Raw genomic sequence first — 1155 nt, forward strand, 5'->3', positions numbered from 1 at the left:
GTTTCCTCCAGCGAGGAGGCCTGTTCCTCGGTGCGCTGGGAGAGGTCGGTATTGCCCTGGGCGATCTCGGAGGAGGCCGAGCGGACATTGTTGGCGCCCTCGAGGATCTGGCCCACCAGGTCGTCGAGGTGATCCATGGAACCGTTGATCGCCTCCTGCATGCGACCGAACTCGCCCTTGTAATCACCCTCCATGCGCACGGTGAGATCGCCCCGCGCGAGGGCCTGGACCGCCTCGATGGCCTCGTCCACCGGCTCCTTCACTGAATCGATCAGGCGGTTGAGCTCGTCGCCCAGCTGGCGGACGAAACCGTCCAGCTCCTCGGTATCGATGCGCTCGTCGAGGCGGCCTTCGAGGACCTCGCGGATCAGTTTCTCGATCTGGCTTTCGGCATCGCGCTGGGCGGTCAGGTCGAACCACTCCAGGGTATTGCCGAGGAATTCGCCTTCCTCGGAGTCTTCGCCGGTCACGTGGACCTTGAGGATTGCCTCGCCCATGGTGTATTCGCGGTCGATGCCCTCGTGGCGGCAACGGTCCATCGCCGAGCGTTCGGCCTGCAGCTGGGGGAAGACCCGGTCCAGCTTCTCGCCGGTCGTGACCGTGGGCGTCCCGCCAGCGGCGCGGATATCCCCGGCGCGCTCCTGCAGCAGCCGCTTCATCGGCTCGTTGAGATAATTGATGGTCCAGTCCGGCCGGATCATCATGAACGGCTGGGTCGCGGTATCCACCGCCCAGCGCATGCGGATCAGTTCGTTGTATTCGTCTTCGCTGATGGTGATGTGGTCACCGTCTTTGTGTTCGTCCGCCATGTTCGTTTCCTCGGCCTGAATCTTGTGTGGCCCCGCGCTGCGGGCGCGGGGCGGTCGGTTTTGCGGGCGCGGGGTCAGAACTCCTCCCACTCCTCGTTGCTTTCGGATCGGGTGTTTTTCGGCGCGCGGGCGCGCGGCGCCGGCCCGTTTTCCTTCTTCGCGGGGCGGCGGTCGGCGGCGCTTGCCGGGCGGCGCATCCGGCCCTGCTCCTCGCGGGCGGGAGACGTGGCGGCTTCGCCCCGCGAACCCTTGAAGAAGGCCATCAGTTCGAGCAGTTCGCGGGCCTGATCGTCGAGGGACTCGGAAGCGGAGGCGGCCTCCTCGACCAGGGCGGCGTTCTGCTGGG

General features: G+C 66.4%; 1 protein-coding gene and 1 pseudogene. Both read right to left on the minus strand.

The genetic code is table 11. The annotated features are described in order from the left end of the window. The coding region (locus tag D571_RS0113460) for a HAMP domain-containing protein (protein ID WP_018937215.1) at positions 1-809 on the minus strand (809 nt) is incomplete at its 3' end. Between the two features lie 74 nt (positions 810-883). Next, positions 884-1155: pseudogene (locus D571_RS14515) on the minus strand (methyl-accepting chemotaxis protein); the annotation flags it as partial.

The organism is Thioalkalivibrio sp. ALJ24 (genome assembly GCF_000377785.1).
Classification (GTDB): Bacteria; Pseudomonadota; Gammaproteobacteria; order Ectothiorhodospirales; family Ectothiorhodospiraceae; genus Thioalkalivibrio.